Annotated in this window: 18 protein-coding genes; 10 read left to right on the top strand and 8 right to left on the bottom strand. The window is 39.2% G+C overall.

Annotated features, from left to right (window positions below; genetic code table 11):
* Nucleotides 1–57: 57 nt before the first annotated feature.
* A complete protein-coding gene (locus tag DC53_RS10365; RefSeq protein ID WP_008133830.1) occupies nt 58–651 on the top strand; it encodes a thymidine kinase in 594 nt (197 codons plus the stop codon).
* Here the strand turns inward: DC53_RS10365 and ltaE are convergent.
* On the bottom strand, nt 625–1,629 hold the full coding sequence (ltaE, locus tag DC53_RS10360) for a low-specificity L-threonine aldolase (RefSeq protein ID WP_033029724.1): 1,005 nt from the start codon (nt 1,627–1,629) through the stop codon (nt 625–627). The genes DC53_RS10365 and ltaE overlap by 27 nt on opposite strands.
* A 22-nt stretch (nt 1,630–1,651) precedes the next feature.
* The gene (rlmF, locus tag DC53_RS10355) at nt 1,652–2,584 is read right to left on the bottom strand and encodes a 23S rRNA (adenine(1618)-N(6))-methyltransferase RlmF (protein ID WP_033029726.1); all 933 of its coding nucleotides are present in this window, start codon (nt 2,582–2,584) and stop codon (nt 1,652–1,654) included.
* Nucleotides 2,585–2,712: 128 nt separating this feature from the next.
* Between rlmF and DC53_RS10350 the strand changes: the two genes are divergently transcribed.
* The gene (locus DC53_RS10350) at nt 2,713–3,621 is read left to right on the top strand and encodes an alpha/beta fold hydrolase (RefSeq protein ID WP_033029729.1); all 909 of its coding nucleotides are present in this window, start codon (nt 2,713–2,715) and stop codon (nt 3,619–3,621) included.
* On the opposite strand, the gene DC53_RS10345 is transcribed toward DC53_RS10350, so the two are convergent.
* The 3 genes from DC53_RS10345 to DC53_RS21670 all read right to left on the bottom strand — a co-directional run bounded on the left by DC53_RS10345 (nt 3,618) and on the right by DC53_RS21670 (nt 8,290).
* Nucleotides 3,618–5,051, bottom strand: coding sequence for a tetratricopeptide repeat-containing sulfotransferase family protein (locus tag DC53_RS10345; RefSeq protein ID WP_033029731.1), 1,434 nt, complete (start codon nt 5,049–5,051; stop codon nt 3,618–3,620). The genes DC53_RS10350 and DC53_RS10345 overlap by 4 nt on opposite strands.
* Nucleotides 5,052–5,137: 86 nt before the next feature.
* Nucleotides 5,138–7,795 (bottom strand): TonB-dependent receptor plug domain-containing protein, encoded by a 2,658-nt coding sequence (locus DC53_RS10340; protein WP_033029732.1) that lies wholly within the window; start codon nt 7,793–7,795, stop codon nt 5,138–5,140.
* Between the two features lie 336 nt (nt 7,796–8,131).
* A complete protein-coding gene (locus DC53_RS21670) occupies nt 8,132–8,290 on the bottom strand; it encodes an oxidoreductase-like domain-containing protein (RefSeq protein WP_081824562.1) in 159 nt (52 codons plus the stop codon).
* 105 nt (nt 8,291–8,395) lie between these two features.
* Here DC53_RS21670 and DC53_RS10335 point away from each other — a divergent pair, with 105 nt between their 5' ends.
* Nucleotides 8,396–8,818 (top strand): hypothetical protein, encoded by a 423-nt coding sequence (locus tag DC53_RS10335; protein ID WP_033029877.1) that lies wholly within the window; start codon nt 8,396–8,398, stop codon nt 8,816–8,818.
* 88 nt (nt 8,819–8,906) lie between these two features.
* On the top strand, nt 8,907–10,271 hold the full coding sequence (locus DC53_RS10330) for a leucyl aminopeptidase family protein (RefSeq protein WP_033029734.1): 1,365 nt from the start codon (nt 8,907–8,909) through the stop codon (nt 10,269–10,271).
* A gap of 39 nt (nt 10,272–10,310) precedes the next feature.
* On the opposite strand, the gene gloA2 is transcribed toward DC53_RS10330, so the two are convergent.
* Together gloA2 and DC53_RS10320 are read right to left on the bottom strand one after the other, a co-directional pair.
* Nucleotides 10,311–10,697, bottom strand: a complete 387-nt coding sequence (gloA2, locus tag DC53_RS10325) for an SMU1112c/YaeR family gloxylase I-like metalloprotein (protein ID WP_033029738.1) — start codon at nt 10,695–10,697, stop codon at nt 10,311–10,313.
* A gap of 70 nt (nt 10,698–10,767) precedes the next feature.
* On the bottom strand, nt 10,768–11,847 hold the full coding sequence (locus DC53_RS10320) for a ketoacyl-ACP synthase III (RefSeq protein WP_033029741.1): 1,080 nt from the start codon (nt 11,845–11,847) through the stop codon (nt 10,768–10,770).
* A gap of 153 nt (nt 11,848–12,000) precedes the next feature.
* On the opposite strand from DC53_RS10320, the gene DC53_RS10315 reads away from it, so the two are divergent.
* The 6 genes from DC53_RS10315 to DC53_RS10290 all read left to right on the top strand — a co-directional run bounded on the left by DC53_RS10315 (nt 12,001) and on the right by DC53_RS10290 (nt 16,379).
* Entirely contained in the window at nt 12,001–13,308 is a 1,308-nt protein-coding gene (locus DC53_RS10315) for a metal-dependent hydrolase family protein (RefSeq protein WP_033029743.1), read from the top strand.
* A gap of 8 nt (nt 13,309–13,316) precedes the next feature.
* A complete protein-coding gene (locus tag DC53_RS10310) occupies nt 13,317–13,721 on the top strand; it encodes a nuclear transport factor 2 family protein (RefSeq protein WP_007375577.1) in 405 nt (134 codons plus the stop codon).
* Between the two features lie 61 nt (nt 13,722–13,782).
* On the top strand, nt 13,783–15,024 hold the full coding sequence (locus DC53_RS10305; RefSeq protein WP_204247256.1) for an ATP-binding protein: 1,242 nt from the start codon (nt 13,783–13,785) through the stop codon (nt 15,022–15,024).
* Nucleotides 15,021–15,548, top strand: a complete 528-nt coding sequence (locus DC53_RS10300) for a response regulator transcription factor (protein ID WP_033029748.1) — start codon at nt 15,021–15,023, stop codon at nt 15,546–15,548. Before DC53_RS10305 ends, DC53_RS10300 begins: the two co-directional genes overlap by 4 nt.
* Nucleotides 15,549–15,575: 27 nt before the next feature.
* Nucleotides 15,576–15,998, top strand: a complete 423-nt coding sequence (locus DC53_RS10295; protein ID WP_033029751.1) for a thiol-disulfide oxidoreductase DCC family protein — start codon at nt 15,576–15,578, stop codon at nt 15,996–15,998.
* 102 nt (nt 15,999–16,100) lie between these two features.
* Nucleotides 16,101–16,379 carry a peptidylprolyl isomerase gene (locus DC53_RS10290; protein WP_002959014.1) on the top strand — a complete coding sequence of 93 codons (279 nt, stop codon included), beginning with the start codon at nt 16,101–16,103 and terminating at the stop codon, nt 16,377–16,379.
* 186 nt (nt 16,380–16,565) lie between these two features.
* On the opposite strand, the gene cysB is transcribed toward DC53_RS10290, so the two are convergent.
* Entirely contained in the window at nt 16,566–17,543 is a 978-nt protein-coding gene (cysB, locus tag DC53_RS10285) for an HTH-type transcriptional regulator CysB (protein WP_007375573.1), read from the bottom strand.
* Nucleotides 17,544–17,795 lie beyond the last annotated feature (252 nt).

Raw genomic sequence — 17,795 nt, forward strand, 5'->3', positions numbered from 1 at the left:
TGGTATTAATTTAATATTAAGGTAGCATAAGCGCACTTTTTATAAAATGGCACAGCAATGGCTCAATTATATTTCTACTACTCTGCAATGAATGCAGGTAAATCAACCACGTTATTACAATCGGCATTTAACTATAAAGAGCGTGGTATGGAACCTGTGATCCTCACCGCAGCCATTGATGATAGGCTAGGTGTGGGTAAAGTATCATCTCGTATTGGCTTACAAGCAGATGCGCATGTTTTTGATGCTAGTAAAGATGTTTTTGATCTTATTCAATCACTCAATAATGATAAAAAACGCCATTGTGTATTGGTTGATGAATGCCAATTTTTATCAAAAGAACAAGTAATGCAATTAACCGATGTAGTTGATGAATTAGGTATACCGGTATTGTGTTATGGCTTGCGTAACGACTTTAGAGGCGAGTTATTTATAGGCTCGCAATATTTGCTAGCGTGGGCTGATAAGTTAATTGAGCTTAAAACTGTATGCCACTGCGGACGTAAAGCAAACCATGTACTGCGTACCGATGAAAATGGTGAAGCAATAGCCGATGGTAACCAAGTCGAAATTGGCGGCAATGACCGATATGTTTCGGTATGCCGCAAACATTATAAAGCTGCGTTAAATATGGGCCGACAAAGCATTTAGGAATGTATCAATATCTTCGCGCGTAATATCTAAATGCGTTACTAGCCTAAGCTGCTTGCTTGGGCTAAATAATATACCTTGTTGTTTAAGGGCTTTAGCAACCTCTTCAATGCTTATATTACCAGCGTAAGTTGCGTAAACCATATTAGTGGTGTTAGTCATATCGACAGTAAAACCACTGATTTCACTTAATTGTTGAGCCAAATAACGTGCATTTTCATGATCGTCTTTTAAGCGCTCTATATTGTGCTCAAGTGCAAACTGCCCAGCGGCTGCAAGCATTCCGGCTTGGCGCATACCGCCACCAAGTACTTTTCTCCATCGTCTTGCTTTATTAATAAGTGCTAGTGAGCCTAATAATAAAGAGCCTACGGGGGCCCCCAAACCTTTAGATAAACAAATAGAAACTGAGTCAAAGTGCTTTGTGATTTCAGTAATATCAACTTTTAGCTCAACAGCGGCATTAAAAGCACGTGCGCCGTCTAAGTGCAGCGCTAAATTATGCATATCAACAAAGTCGCGAGCTTGGGCTAAGTACTCAAGCGGGAGTACTTTTCCGCCAATGGTATTTTCTAAGCTGAGCAATCGCGTTTTTGCAAAATGGCAATCGTCTGGTTTTATAGCCGCCGCTATTTTACTAAAAGGGATGCTGCCATCAGCTTCGTTTTTAATAGGCTGTGGCTGAACAGATCCTAATACAGCTGCGCCGCCACCCTCAAACTTATAATTGTGAGCATTTTGGCCACAAATGTATTCGTCACCTCGCTCACAGTGCGCCATTAACGCAAGTAAGTTGGCTTGTGTGCCTGAGCTACAATAAAGTGCGGCTTCGAAGTTAAAACGCTTACACGCATAGATTTCTAACTGGTTAACGCTTTCATCATCACCATATACATCGTCACCAACCGGTGCGTTGTACATAATATCGCGCATTGTTTTTGTTGGTTTTGTAACCGTATCAGAGCGAAAATCTATCATGGTTTGCTTTTCCTTTTATAGCTTAATCAAGCTCGCTACATATTTGTTCACGAGTTTCTTTATCAAAATAGCTCCATGCAATAAAGCGGCTAATTTTTTGACCCTGTGCCATATCAACTATTTTATACTCGGCTATTGGGTGAGCTTTTAACACTTCTTCAAGCGCTGCAATATTGTCTTTTTTAGAGACTAACGACGTAAACCACAGTACTTGTTCTGCAAAGTCTTCGCTTTCTTTAATCATATTAGAGATAAACTGTACTTCACCGCCTTCGCACCATAATTCATTATTATGACCACCAAAGTTAAGCGTGCTACTGGGTGTTTTTCCTAAGTTTTTCCATTTACGTTCACTGCCTTTACTTGCCTCTTCTTCACTTGCATGAAACGGCGGGTTACAGAGTGTTAAGTGGTATAGATCTTTTTGATTAATAACGCCTTTAAAAATATGTGATGCGTTTTTTTGTTGTTTTAGGGTTATTTTTAAACCATTAAACTGCGCAATTTGCTTTGCTATTTTTACTGAGGCTGCATCAATATCAGTCCCTGTAAAATGCCACTTATATTCACTTGTACCCGTAAGTGGATAAACCAAGTTAGCGCCAGTGCCAATATCAAGCACTTTAATTTGTCTACCTAGAGGTGTTTGTTGTTGATTATCATCACTTAATAGGTCGGCCAAGTAGTGAATATAGTCAACACGCCCAGGTATAGGCGGGCATAAGTTATGCTCGGGTATATCCCAAAAATCAATATTATAATGCGCTTTTAAAAGAGCCTGATTAAGTGTTTTAACAGCCTTGTTATCACTAAAATCAATGCTTTTAGTACCTGCAGGTGTGGTTATAACAAATGGCAGTAGAGCAGGGTGCTCTGTTGTTAATAAATCGAAGTCGTACCCATTTTTATGTAGGTTGCGAGGGTGTAATTTTGAACGTGTTTTATTTTCTTTCATGGCTTCATTTTAACAACAGATATAATGACGTAAGTGTAACAAATGCTGATGGGTAAAGTGCAGACATTTCCTTTGGTATATTTAATATTGCTGGTAGGATGAGTTGAAAATAATAAAAAGGAATAACTGTGGCAATTTCTCAGCAATCAATAATTATCAATTTAGCTGATCAACAAACACTTCATTTACGCCGTATCAGTGATGAAAATCAGCAAGGGCCTGTCGTATTTTTTATGCATGGAGCTGTAGAAAACGGTAAAATTTTTTACACGCACTCCAATAAAGGACTTGCCCCTTTTTTGGCTGAGCATGGGTATAGATGTTATGTGGCTGATTTACGTGGCCGAGGTGATAGTACACCGGTTATTTCAAGTGACGCTAAATACGGGCAAACCGAGGCCATTTTAGAAGATATCCCAGCCTTTATTAAGCAAATAGAGTTGATTGAAGGTAAAAAGCCTGACTACTGGGTTGCTCACTCTTGGGGCGGGGTATTGATGAACAGTGTATTTGCACGCTTTCCAGAATATATTAATGATGTAAAAGCGTGTGTGTATTTTGGCTCTAAGCGTTCTTTATTTAATAATCATCCTCAAAAATTATTACAAGCCAATTTGATTTGGTATTTTATGGCACCTTTACTTGCTAAAAAGCATGGCTATTTAAATGCTAAAGGTTATAAGTGGGGAAGCGATAATGAAACTCAAAAGTCGCATTATCAAAGTATGCAATGGGCTAAAAAGAAGCCATGGATAGATTCTGATGATAATTTTGATTATGCAAAAGCGCTAAACAGCCTGCATTTACCGCCAACACTTCATATTGCTGCGGTAAAAGATAAAGCATTAGCGCAGCCAATCGATATTCAAAAATTTATGGACGAATCGGGGCCAGGCATTCAACAAATGCGAATTTACGGTCGTAAACACGGGCATAATTTTGATTACGACCATATTAATATGCTTACCCATCCGAGTGCCCGCGATGATCAATTTAAAGATTTACTTAATTGGTTTGAAGTACATTCTGTTAACTAGTTCTCATCAAGCAATTTAAGCAAAGGCGCTCTATAGCGTTCCCATTTTGTAAGTGCTGAATTATTAACAGGCTTTCGAATGGCATGCTTACTAAGCGTAGTAACAGCTGATGTACGCTTATGAAATGCTAAACAGCCATCTTCATATTGACAACCTAAAAAGTTAAGTAATGCAGTTAGCTGACCTTTTGGGTTGTTTATTAATGCTTCGTAATTCATGTTGTAAATTGGCATATTTTCAAGAGACTGCCAATGACCCATTAATTTCTCATATAAAGTATGGTATTGCTTAAACTCCACGAGAGAGCAAAAATAAGGCTCGTTTTCAGCAAAGTAATTACTAAACACTGAAAAAGCAGTTGCATTAAAGTCACGCGTTAAGTTTATAAATTTGGCATTTGGAAAAAGGACATAAATAAGTCCAAGAGATAGGTAGTTACTTGGCAGTTTATTTATTATAAAAGGCCTGATGGGCGATGCTGTTTTTAATGTTGTGATATACATTTCGCGGGCTTTTTTGATTAAATCAGGCGTTAAATGCGCTAAACATTGCGGGTAAGCAATCCCCGTTTTTTGTTCGATAAAAGCAACTGCGTTATTACTAATACTCGTACTCTCTCCTAGGCTCGAAAACTGACTATGGCTTGCCAACATTTGCTCTACAAGGGTAGAGCCACTTCGAGGCATGCCGATAATAAATACGGGCGCGATATTAGTTGTAAAACTTTTATCACGTTTTTGCATAAAGGCATTGGTATTGTGTTTAATTATTTCGCTGTAAAAAGGTTCAAGCTCTTGAGTATTAAAGTTACTTAATTTTCGTTGTAGTTTATTTGCTAGTACAAAGTAATTAAATGCTTGTTCAATGTCTTCAAGTTTATCGTAACTTTTAGCGAGTGCGTAATAACACACCATTTTGAGTCGTAAATTATCTGTTTGCATTAATAAATGATGCAGATTACTTATGTAGTTGTGTTCTTTGTCAAAGCGGCCTAATTGAACTAACTCAAATAAAATATAAGCAGTTACGGGGTAAACCCCCATACTCAATGCGTGTGCAAATGTGGTATGCGCTTTATTTAAATTGCCATGTGTTAAATAGTGCTGAGCTAAGTAGTAATGAGGTTCAGGGTTATTATTTGCTAGACTTTTTGCATATTCAAGCACAGTAAGTGCATCTTTTGGTGAGTTGACACCATTAAACGCATCGGCTAGTGCATGCAGTGGCTCAAGCATATTAGGCATGCGTTCACACACTTTTTGGAGTAAGTACACAGCAGCATCAAATCGCTCTAACCTCAATGCGATTTTGCCTAAACCAAATAAAGCTTCACCATTTTCAGGGTTGCTTTTTAATAGTGTCTTATAGTGAAACTCAGCTTCTTTGAGCATGTTTTGTTGTAGTAACTGATTAGCTTTTTTGAGTAGCATAGCGGGGCATATTATTTTTTATTTACTATAAAATAAAAAAGGCGAAATGTCTTAACATTTCGCCTCCACTTCTTTATGTAAAAGTATTAGAACGTGTATGTTGCTTTAGCGTAGTAAAAGCCACCATTAATACCGAACGGAGATGTTTCGTAATACTTACCACCCCAGTTGTTATTTGGCGCGCCAGCTGCTTCAGCAAAATCAAGTTTTTCAGCATCCTGATCAAATAAGTTTTGAGCACCAACCGAGAAGCTAATTGACTCATTCATGAAGTAAGTAATTTCAGCGTCAATAGTTACAGCTGCGTCAGCAGTTTTTGCTGTTGCATCGTAATCTACGTGAACGCCTTGGTATTCGCCGTAGTAATTTGCACGAGCAAATGCAGAGATAGATTCCCACTGTTGAGACAATGTGAAAGTAGCACGGTGATTAGGTAAGTCTTCTTCTAAACGCTTAACTTTAAATGCACCGGTAATATCACTAAATTGAGTTACTTCAGTATCATTCCAGTTGTAAGCAAGGCTAAAAGTAGAGCTACCGCCCATTAATTCAGCTGTATAGTTTGCAACTAAATCGATACCTTGTGTTGTTGTATCAAAATCATTCGTGAAAAAGCTTACTTGTGCAAGACTCTGTACATTAGGTACGCCCGCTGCTTCAAGTGTATCTTTATCTGCTTGGCTTAAGTTTATTTTATCTGATTGGCTAATGCGATCTTCTACTTGGATATTGTAGTAATCAAGTGTTAAAAATAAATCACCAATAGTGTATACAGCGCCAAACGTGTAGCTTTGAGATTCTTCTGGCTCAAGCTCTGTACCACCTAATTGTACCGCGATAGGGTTTGTTGGTGGAAGTAGTGCTGAATCTTGTAATACACCATTGTCTAAGCTTGTTTGTACGTTACTTACATTAGCTTGACCAACCGTTGGTGCACGAAAGCCTGTACTAATAGAGCCACGCACGTTTAAATCTTCCGTTACATGGTACTGCGCCATAACTTTATAGTTTGTTGTTGTGCCAAAGCTGTCGTAATCCTCAAAACGTAAAGCTAAGCCCATTAAAAAATCTTCAGTAAATGGGGCTTCAATATCAACAAATGCAGCGTAGTTACGGCGAGTGTATTCACCCGCGTCAGATGGTTTAAAACCAGGGAAACCATTAGAACCTATACCAAAACCTTGCTCAGTAAACTCACCTGCAGTAAATGACGCTACATCACCAGATGTTACTGTAAATGTTTCTTCATGCCACTCTAAACCACCGGCAATATTTACATCGTATGCTAAATCAAAATCAAATCCTTTAGAAATATCTAAATTGAAGTTTTTCTCTAGTTGCGAGTATTTACCTGGACTAAAGTCGCGTGGTGAGTCTAAGCCTAATGACGCATTAACTGTATCGTAAATAAAGTAGCGAGATTCATTAAAGCCAACCGTACCACTAATGTCATAAAGTGCATCTTTTAAGAAACCACCAGTAAACATGCCTTTAGTACCAATTGTTAAGGAAGTATCGGTAATGTTACCACCAAAGTTAGGTGTGAAACCGCCAGGCAGTGTTTCATTAAATGCAAAACAGTTAGCAGAAGTTAGTGAATCTATTGCAGATTGATCTGGTGCACCGTTAGCTTGAATTTCTACTACTGGACAATCTAATTGAGCGTCATAACCGTCTAAAGATCCAACTAAAACAGTAGGTGTAGCAGCATCCCAAGCAGTTTGTCCAACTGGGTTGTCATCACCAGGGCGGCGCATATTTACACCATTAACATCGCGAATGTTACCACCATATACACCTGGACGAGATGTAGGGTTACGATAATAGAAGCCACCTCGTACATCGCGCTCAGAGTAGTTACCAAACATGTAAAATTCAGAATCGTTTGTTAGCTCTAATCCAACATTACCAAAAATTGAAATATCATCATCGACTTCTGGTGCGCCCCAAACTTGAGCTAAAGGCGATACGTCTTGAACACCGGCTGCTGCAAGTCCAGCAGCATCAGGACGCTGTACAGAGCGACTAGTTGCATCAGATGTTTTGTATTGAAAGCTTAAGTTAGCAAAACCGTTGTCGGTAAACGGTAAACCAATGTTACCCGATACTTGAGTTGTATCGCCATCTCCTTCGTAGTATTGGCCGTGACGAACTTCTAATTTACCGCCTTCTGACGCGTCTTTAAGTTGGAAGTTCATTACACCTGCAATTGCATCAGAACCATACTGAGCTGCAGCGCCATCACGAAGTACTTCTACTTGCTTGATTGCAATACTAGGGATAACTGAGATATCAGCACCTTGTGCACCATCATTAATACCACCACCTAAAAATGCGATTACAGAAGCACGGTGACGACGTTTGCCGTTTAAAAGAACCAATGTGCTGTCTGATGGTAAGCCACGTAAGTTTGCTGGGCGAACAAGTGATGCTGCATCACTAATAGGGTTTTGGTGAACATTGAAAGATGGCACTGCACCTTTTAAAAGCTCAAGCATGTCAGTATTACCTGACTTTTCAAGCTCTTCACCACCAATAATATCGATAGGAACCGGTGAATCACCAATTGAACGTGGAGCTGAACGCGTACCTACTACAGCAATTTTTTCAACATTTTTATTAACTTTAGCCTTTGCTTGTTCTTCATCTGCAGCAATAGCAGAGCTTGAGATGAATAAACCAGCGGTAGTGGTCGCTAGAGCAAACTTAATTGCCTGATTTAGTACGTTGTTTTTTAATTTCATTCTAATTTTCCCCAGTTAGAATAATTTTTGTTTAGTAAGACTTTGTAAGTATTACTTATTTTGTATTTTTGGACTGGAATACAGTGGATGTCAGGAGGAAGTTTAATTACTTGACCCCTTAGAGTTTTAGCTCACATCTAGTGAAGTCCTAATTACAGACTATACATAAAAAACAACGAGAGCAATTATTAATTAACTATTAAATAACAAAAGTTTAAATTAACTAAAAGCAGCTAGAGTGGTGCGTTATAAGAAGTAAAATGGACTAATTAAGTGCAATATGGTGTTTTTAAGGGGAGTTAATGCATTTTTTAGGTTGTTAAACTGTCGGCCTTGTTAATTAACTGTATCTATTTTGGGTTGTGTTAGCTGCCATTTTTTAAGCTTTTCTTTGTATGTATCCCATACACACGGGCAGTAAGAGCCTCCGCCACAACATTCATCAGATTTTGGTTTTTCAGGTTTTAAAATGTTTTTAGTATTTTTTTTGAACATGGAAATAAATTAATTCGGCACTAGTTTGGTGCAAATAATAGTAGATGAGGCGAATCAAGTAAATTATTCTTTGTGAACATGGATGCCTGTGTGAAAATGCATGTTATGCGATTATATAAAGTTATTCACCGTGCACCTTGGCGGGTAGTTAAAATTAGCAAGAAACGCCAACAGCTACGTTTTCGCCGTGCTATGGTGGCGCTTAAACTTGCGCTTGCTCAAGAAAAGCAAGAAACAAAAGAAATGCTTTCTATTTATAGGCGCTATACGCAAGGACAAACAAATCAAGCTGAGTTAAAGCGCGCTAACGAACAATTTGTCGATATTTTAAAGGGCCTTGGCTTGGGTGTATTTGCTGTATTACCATTTGCGCCTATCACTATTCCCTTAGTGGTTAAATTAGGAAGTTTAGTTGGGGTGGATGTACTACCTAGCTCCTTTAACATGAACAAATCAATTAAAGAGCTCGACGCAGAAATTAATCAAGAAAATCAAAAAGAAACTCAAAAAAAACAGACTAAAAAGTAATCTTACAAACCGTTAAATTAGCGATACCTTTTAGGTGCGCTTATTGATATGCTCTTAAGTACCATTTTTATATTATACGAGCTATTTAATGAGTGCATTACTACGTCATACATCTTCTGGTATTCCTTTATCTTTTATTTTAAAAAACGAATTATCTGACTGGCACGCACAGCAGCCTGCATTTATACAAAATTGGTTAACTAATACAGGTTTTGAAAAGCAAGGTGTTGCTTTAATTCCTGATGCTAAAACGGGCGAGTTAAGCCAGGTATTTTGTTTAATGCAAAGCAGCGATGATTTTTGGGCTGCGGGTAATTTAGCAAATACACTTCCTACAGGTACTTATCAAATTCAAGGCGACAGCGCTTTTGTAGAGCAGGTTGCTTTAGGGTTTGTACTTGGTGGTTACGAATTTAGTGAATATAAAGAAAAACCAACAGCAAAAGCGCAATTAGCCATTAGCGATAAAGCGTTATATGAACGCATTAGCAAACAAGCTGATGCCATTACACTTGCACGTGATTTAGTAAATACTCCAGCGGTAGATATGATGCCGCAACATTTATCGCAAGTAATGGAAGATTTAGCTGCAACTTACAATGGCGAATTTTCACAGTGGGTTGGCGATGAGTTACTAGAGCAAAACTACCCGACTATTCATATGGTGGGTCGTGCAAGCGAAAATAAACCGCGTTTACTTGATTTAAAATGGGGTGCAACAGATGCTCCATTAATTACACTAGTCGGTAAGGGCGTATGTTTTGACTCAGGCGGACTTGATTTAAAACCAAGCTCTGGCATGCGTAACATGAAAAAAGACATGGGCGGCGCCGCGCATGTAATTGCACTAGCGCAGCTTATTATGGCAGCTAACTTACCAATTAGATTACGTGTACTTGTACCCGCTGTTGAAAATGCGGTATCGCGAAATGCATTTCGCCCTGGCGATGTTGTTAAAACACGCAAAGGCATTATGGTCGAAATTGATAATACCGACGCTGAAGGCCGTTTAGTATTATGTGATGCACTAAGCGAAGCACAAAACGATAACCCTGAGCTAATTATTGATTTTGCTACCCTCACGGGTGCATGTCGTGTTGCGTTAGGCACGGAGCTTCCGGGCTTTTTCTCAACAGAGCGCGATGTAGCAAACGGTATTATTGATGCAGGTTTAAGTGTCCATGATCCTGTTTGGCAACTTCCGTTGTTTGAGCAATATAAAAACTTACTAAAAAGTGATGTAGCCGATATGGCAAACTGTGCAAGCACACCGTTTGGTGGTGCTATTACTGCAGCGCTTTACTTAAAAGAATTTGTTGAACCAACAACACCGTGGGTACATTTTGATGTAATGGCGTGGAACTTACGTGCATTACCAGGTCGTCCAACGGGTGGTGAAGCATTAGGTATTCGTGCTGTATTTAACTACTTACAAAATCGTTTTAATAAATAAGTTTTTGATTCAATAGTAAGAACTTGAGTTTTATGAGTTTTAAAACTCGTAAAGCTCAAGTGGCAAGTTATCTGGATCGGCAAAAAAGGTAAACTTTTTGCCGGTTATTTCATCCACTCTAATATCCTCAACGTTTACATCGCACGACTCTAAATACGTTTTTGCAATCTGTATATCCGCTACCTTAAAAGCTAAATGTCTTAAGCCTTGTGCCTCGGGATAGCTGGGTCTTTCGGGCGAACCATCAAACGAAAATAGCTCTATTTGGCTACCATCGGGCATGGCTAAATCTAACTTATATGAATTACGATCAGCTCTAAAGTGCTCATTAATAACGTTAAGTTTAAGTACATTGCTATAAAAGTGTTTAGAACGTGCATAGTCACTACAAATAATCGCAGCGTGGTGAATACCTAAAAGTTTCAAATTTAATTCCTTAAAAAGCAAAAACGCACTTAATGAAGTGCGTTTTAAATGTGGCTTATTATATGCTGCGTTAGCTTTTCTCGGCTTCTTTACATGCTTTAACAGCCGGTGCTACAAGCTCTAAACCAGTTTTATCACACGGCGGTAAAGCAGCATCGCTTACACTAATAGGCGTTACACGTTCGCCCCATTTTATGTAACTTGCAGCCCACGTAAGGCCTGCACCAAAGGCAGCAGACATAATATTTGAATGCGGTTTAATTAACCCTTGCTCAACGGCTTCACATAACGCAATAGCAATCGTAGCAGCAGAGGTATTACCATACTCACCAATGTTAACCATTACTTTTTCGTCAGGTACTTTTAAACGATGCTGAATAGCCTGAATAATACGTAAGTTAGCTTGGTGTGGTACAAGTACATTAATGTCATCAAGGCTTAAATCGGCTTGTTTAAGTACGTCGTCGCAAGCTTCACTCATACCTTTTACAGCACGTTTAAAAATTTCACGACCTTCAAATAATAAATCAGAAGGGCCAATTGGCTCATACTTATTTAAATCGCTACCAAAGTTGGTGATGTGTAAAATATCGCGGTCTTCGCTGTCGCAACCGGTTTTGGTACCAAGTAAACCAGCAGGCGTATCTGCTGCTTCAAGTATTACTGCACCTGCGCCATCGCCAAATAAAACAGCGCTGTCGCGACGTGCCCAGTTTACGTACCAGGTCATACGCTCAGCGGCAATGACCACTGCTTTTTTAATCATACCCGCTTGAATTTGTGCTGTAGCAGCTTGCAACGCATATAAAAAGCCCGAGCATGCCGCGTTTGTATCCATTGCGGCAGCGCCTGTTGCACCAATATTTTTTTGCACTTGTGAGGCGGTATTTGCCACAACGGTAGAAGGTGTACAGGTTGCTAATATCACTAAATCAATATCTTTAGGATCAACGCCTGCGCACGCAATAGCATGCTTAGCAGCAACAGTTGCCAGCTCGGCGGTACTTACATGGCTCACTCGGCGAGATTTAATGCCAGTACGCGTGGTTATCCACTCGTCGGTGGTATCAACTATTTCACTAATTTCATCGTTGCTAATGCTTGCTGGTGGAATGCATTTACCCCAACCAGTGATATGTGCGTAAGGCATAGTATGTTCTCTTAAGGTGGTCTGACATGTATTACTAATGGGGGAGTTATACCAAAAAACGGCTTTCAAGACTAGTTTATAGCATGCTTTGTATCGTAAATATTCGCAATTACAGGTTATTTAAGGTAATGCTAGTATAAAAAAGGAGCAAGTATGAAAACAACACTAATAACAACATTCACTGCAATAACACTGGCATTAATAGCAAATGGGGCTTTTGCTCAACAGCATAAAATTATTTATGCGGGCAGTTTACTTGCATCCGAGGATCAAAAAGTAAAAACAGAGCAAACGTTAGTCATAACAGATAATACAATAACAGCTATTAAAAACGGCTACCTCACAAAAGCAGAACTTAATCTACCTGATGCCGATATTATCAATCTTAAAAATCAATTTGTAATGCCTGGTCTTATTGATATGCATGTTCACGTTACGTTTGAGCGAGATTCAAAAGCAAACCCTCACCGCTGGGCTACAGAATATGATGCCGATTATGCTTTGCGCTCAATTAAATATTTACAACGTACGCTCGATGCGGGTTTTACATCAGTGCGAGATTTAGGTAGCGATCACAAAGTAATATTTCCGCTAAAGCGCGCTATTGAGCGAAATGATATTAACGGCCCTCGCATTTTTGCAGCGGGTAATACAATATCGCCTACTGGTGGACACGCAGATATGCACGGATATCGAAAAGATATTACAGATGCGGTTACAGGCGGGATTGGTATTTGTAATGGCGCGGATGATTGTAGCCGTGCGGTACGCGAGGTAATTAAAAGTGGCGCTGATGTAATTAAAATTACTGCCACAGGTGGGGTACTAAGTAATACCGCTGCTGGTGTTAACCAACAACTTACAGATGCAGAGCTAGTTGCAATTGTTGATACGGCTCACCACTTAGGGCGTAAAGTTACAGCGCATGCACACGGTACACAAGGTATAAAAGCGGCCTTAAAAGCCGGCGTAGATTCTATTGAGCATGGCTCTTACTTAGATAAAGAGGCAATAAAGTTATTTAAAAAAACGGGAGCTTATTTAGTACCGACGCTTTTAGCGGGGGCAACGGTAAGTGAAGAGGTGCTTACAAACCCAAATATGCCACCGGCAATAGCCGACAAAGTGCGTGAAGTGACTCCAAAAATGCAGGCTTCGTTTAAACTTGCACTGAAAAATAAGGTTAATATAGCTTTTGGAACAGACTCTGGGGTGTCGCGTCATGGGCTCAATGCTAACGAATTTAGTTTAATGGTAAACAATGGTATGAGCGAAGCCCAAGCGATTAAATCAGCAACCATACATGCAGCTAAACTGCTGGGACAAAGCGCACTCATTGGCGACTTGAGTGTTGGTAAACAAGCAGATATTATCAGTGTGAATGGCTCACCGCTTAAAAATATCGACGTACTTAAAAACGTACAATTTGTTATGAAAGCTGGGCAAGTTTATAAACAATAGGGAAGGTTATGAGCAGCAAAATAAAAGTGTCGTTGTTTAATCATTTGATTGACGCTGAGCGCCAGTTACTAGACCCAGAAGTTCGCCAATCTGAGCGCGCATTAGATGCTTTACTCGATGATGAATTTATCGAAATTGCTGCCAATGGCACTACATTTAATAAATACCAAGTACTAACTCGTTTACCTACCGAGGTTGTGCCACAGTTTTATAATCAGCATTTTAAGGGCCGAATGCTGAGCGATGATGTAGTGCAACTTAGTTATCAAGCAGCTTATAGGCGCTCTGCTCGCGCTGAGTTTAATTATTCATTGCGTATGTCGCTTTGGCGGCAAACTAACGGGCAATGGAAAATGGTGTTTCACCAAGGAACGCCTTGTGCACCTTTTTCAATTTCGATGGATGATGATTAAAAATCACATAACCGTTAAAATAACCTTATTAAACATTTGATTGGGCAATTACCTCTTGTTAATGCGTACCGACCCCACCATTAGTCGACTATTAATGCTGCGAAGCGGCGCTATTGCCGTGCAATTAATTGCGGTGCTTAGCGTTTATTTTTTATTAGAACATCAAATTGCATTACTGCCTTTACTTATTGTTATTGCCGTTGAGGCTGTGTTTCAGCTTATTAGCCTATTTGCTTATCGAAATGTAAGCCGTGCTAAACCTTTGGGTATGTTGATGCAGTTAACCGCTGATGTATTATTTTTAACGGTTTTGCTATCGCTAAGCGGCGGTGCGACCAATGCATTTGTATCACTGTTATTGCTCCCGATAATGATCGCTGCTGTTACGCTGCGAGAAAAAGGATTAGCTTATATTGCGGTATTAGCCATTGCCGCATACAGTTTTTTACTTATAAAGATGCCCGATCACAGTATGCATCAAATGAATATGAGTGGTCATTTTATTGGCATGTGGGTTAATTTTGTTTTAAGTGCCAGCGTAATTGCACTTGTTATTGGCGCAATGAGCAGGGCACTTAAAGAGCGAGAGCGAATTATTGCAAACGTGCGTGAAAAACAATTGCGTAATGAACAGCTTGTTACCCTTGATGGGGCCGCAGCACAAATAACCCATCAACTAGCGACCCCAATTGCAAACTTACAGTTACTGTTTGAAGAGTTATTAGAAGATCAACCAAACAACCCTATTGTTAAGCACATGCAAGCGCCGCTTACTCAGTGCAGTACACAACTTAACGACTTTAGAAAGCTCTCAAGGCAGTTACGCCTTAAAAATTCACAAGAGCATGTAACGGCAAAGCAGCTGCAAACACAAATTACAGATACACTTTTACTGCAATACCCTGATCAACAAATTAAATGGATTACGCCACCTATTGCGGCAACGCTATTGAGTGATGCGATGTTATTGCCTGCTATTTTAAATTTATTGCAAAACGCCGCGCTAGCTAATCAAAAACAAGGCCAAACTCAATTAGAGCTGAGTTGGCAGCAAGATAACTTACATAGTGAATGCGTTTACTTGTTAATTCGCGATTTTGGCCGTGGCTTTTCATCATCGCAATTAGCAGAGCTTGGCGGGCAACTTATGCCAAGCGATCAGGGAATGGGGCTTGCTGTGCTTTTATCAAACGTTACTTTTGAGCGTTTAAATGGCTCACTTACTTTGTTTAACCATGCTGATGGCGGCGCTGTCGCCAAAGTTAAACTCGCTATTGTAAACACTGAGGATAACGCCTCATGAAGTTACTTATAATTGAAGACGACATTAATTTAGCCTGCACACTGGCAAGGCGCTTAACTAAACAAGGCTTTACCTGCGAGGTGGCGCATAACCAAAGTGATGCGTTACTTACCGCGCGTAAACTATTGCCCGACTTTATTTTATTAGACATGAAACTAGGTGACGATAACGGACTTGCACTCATAAAGCCGCTGCGTAGTTTGCTCCCCCAAACTCATATTGTTTTACTAACTGGGTTTGCAAGTATTGTAACCGCAGTAGAGGCAATGCGGTTAGGCGCAAACGATTACCTTACTAAGCCGGTTGATATGGCAACATTATTAAAAGCGCTTAACACCGAGCCTGTGGCATCGGCATCGAATGTTATTGATGATGCGGTTATGTCGCCAGAGCGTTTAGAGTGGGAGCATATTCAACAAGTATTACACAGTAATAATGGCAATGTGTCGGTTACCGCGAGGCAACTTAATATGCATAGACGTACTTTGCAGCGCAAGTTACAAAAAAAGCCGGTGCAGCAGTAATTTAGTACTTAATTTAAGGAAAGTGTTATGAGCGATGATGCAGCTATATTAATGCAAAATCAAAAAATTATTTTATTTGATGCGCAATGTAAGCTTTGCAGCGCGTGGTGTAACTTTATTATTACTCACGACACTAATACTATTTTTAAATTATGCAGCGTGCAATCTCCAAAAGGGGAACTGTTGTTAACGCATTTTGGTTTTTCAACAATTGAATATGCTTCAATGGTTTACCTAGAAAACGGCAAAGCGTATACGCAAAGCCATGCTTTTTTTAACGTTGTTAAGCAGCTAGGTTACCCATATAAGCTAGTAAACGTATTTAGTATTTTGCCAAATAGGTTTAATAATTGGTTATACGATAGGGTTGCTTTGAATAGGTATACCTTATTTGGTAAATATCAGTATTGCAGAATTCCCAACCCAGAGGATGCTAAACATTATTTATAAATTAGTGGTTAATACACTGCAGTATAAGTAGATGCTAGGTTTATGAGGTTGTGTTAAAATCGCCGCGTTTAATTTTAGCTAACGGTATAAAAGGCTTTTTTCATGGCAAACACAGCACATGCACTTCACATTTTGGTTAAGCACAAAGAGATTGCAGAAGATATTATTAAGCAATTAGGTAAAGGTGCAAAGTTTCAAACCTTAGCTAAAAAGTATTCGTCATGCCCATCGGGTAAAAAAGGCGGTGACTTAGGTGAATTTAGACGCGGACAAATGGTCCCACAGTTTGACAAAATTGCGTTTAAAGGCGCAATTTTAGAGCCACACCTAGTTAAAACAAAATTCGGCTGGCATGTAATTAAAGTACTTTATCGCACGTAATAAAATGATTTTTTGGTATTTACGCGTTGTGATTGCTTGTATATGGGAGATGACCACATCGCTGTAAATTTAACCTTTGAAGATAAACACGCGCTAACCTAAAATTTTGGGTTGTTTACTATTATAAAGTATTAAAAAAAAACCGCATTTTATATCTACGCGGTTTTTAACTAATTAAATTATTGATTACTTAACTGGTAATTCGATATCTGCAAATAATTTATCTACATCATCTTGGTTACGCAATAAACTTGCTCGTTCAACACGTTCTTTTGTTAGGTGCGGTGCAAAACGCTCAATGAAGTCATACATATAAGTGCGTAAAAAACTGCCTTTTCTAAATCCAATTTTAGTGGTACTTGCCTCAAATAAATGGCTCGCATCAATACAGACTAAATCGGTATCACTTATTTGATCTATTGCCATTGAAGCGACTACACCGACCCCTAACCCTAGACGAACATAGGTTTTAATTACATCAGCATCGGTTGCTGTAAATACAATATGGGGTTCAAGACCATGTGCACTAAATGCTTTATCTAGTTCTGAGCGACCCGTAAAGCCAAATACGTAAGTAATGAGCGGATATTGCGCTATGTCGGCAACAGTTAAATTATTTACTTTTTTCGCAAGAGGATGGTCTTTTGCAACAACAATACTGCGATTCCAGTGATAGCATGGCAACATAACCAAATCTGAATAAAGATGAAGTGCCTCAGTCGCAATTGCAAAATCAGCGTCGCCACGAGCAGCTGCGTCTGATATTTGTTGTGGTGTACCTTGGTGCATATGGAGTGAAACCGCAGGATATTTCTTCATAAATCCTTGAATAACACTCGGAAGAGCGTAGCGGGCTTGCGTGTGAGTTGTTGCAATATTAAGCTTACCTTGATCTGGTAATGTATGCTCATTTGCAACCGCTTTTATGCCTTCTACTTTGGAAAGTATTTCTCGGGAAATATTAATTATTTCTTCGCCAGCGCCCGTCACATGGGTTAAATGTTTACCGCTGCGGCCAAAAATTTGTACACCCAACTCATCTTCTAACATACGTACTTGTTTAGAAATACCAGGTTGAGAGGTAAATAAACTTTCAGCAGTTGCTGAAACATTTAATTTATGATTTTGTACTTCTACGATATATCTGAGTTGTTGTAATTTCATAGCTGCATATTTTAACGTTGTTATTCATATAATTTATAAAGGTAATACGTGTTAAACCCAAGCGTTTTTAATTTTAAAATTCACCTTGAGTTTTAGGCATACACATTTATCTGTTTGGGATCTAAGGCTAGCACAATAAATATGCTTCAGATAGCAATGATTATCCGAGATAATCTTATAATAGGTCCTCCTTGTAATGCTTTTTTAGCATATTTATAAGTTAAACAGCGCAAAGCTACCCTGTTAGTATAT

Origin of the sequence: Pseudoalteromonas fuliginea (genome assembly GCF_000690055.1) — a bacterium.
Taxonomy (GTDB): domain Bacteria; phylum Pseudomonadota; class Gammaproteobacteria; order Enterobacterales; family Alteromonadaceae; genus Pseudoalteromonas; species Pseudoalteromonas fuliginea.